This is a genomic window from Streptomyces huiliensis (genome assembly GCF_020037025.1).
Classification (GTDB): domain Bacteria; phylum Actinomycetota; class Actinomycetes; order Streptomycetales; family Streptomycetaceae; genus Streptomyces; species Streptomyces huiliensis.
The window spans coordinates 1-567 of the sequence record NZ_JAIQLH010000330.1; the positions used below are offsets into that span (position 1 = coordinate 1).

The window sequence follows — 567 nt, forward strand, 5'->3', positions numbered from 1 at the left end:
CACGACGCGGGGGTGGTCCACCGGGACCTGAAGCCGTCGAACATCCTGCTCTCCCCCAAGGGCCCGCGGATCATCGACTTCGGCATCGCCTGGGCGACGGGTGCCAGCACCCTGACGCACGTCGGCACGGCGGTCGGCTCGCCCGGCTTCCTCGCGCCCGAGCAGGTGCGGGGCGCGACGGTCACGCCGGCGACGGACGTCTTCGCGCTGGGCGCCACGCTGGCCTACGCCTCGACCGCGGACTCCCCCTTCGGGCAGGGCAGTTCGGAGGTCATGCTCTACCGCGTGGTGCACGAGGAGCCGCAGCTCATGGGGGTGCCGGACGCGCTGGCGCCGCTGATCCTCGCCTGTCTGGCGAAGGATCCGGAGGAGCGTCCGTCCACGCTCCAGCTGTCGTTGCGGCTGAAGGAGATCGCGGCGCGCGAGGCGCACGGGCTGCCCGACGGGCGTCGGGTGCCGTCCCGGCGCGAGCCCGAGCGGCCCTCCGGCCGGCGGACCACGGATCCGGCGCACCAGCCGACCGAGCCGCGCCCGGCCGCCGCCGCGCAGGGCGGTTCCTCCCCCGCC

At 75.7% G+C, this 567-nt stretch carries 1 protein-coding gene; it reads left to right on the forward strand.

The window, feature by feature from the left end:
* A partial coding sequence (locus JNW98_RS32605; protein ID WP_223771911.1) for a serine/threonine-protein kinase occupies window positions 1–567 on the forward strand: 567 nt, incomplete at both ends.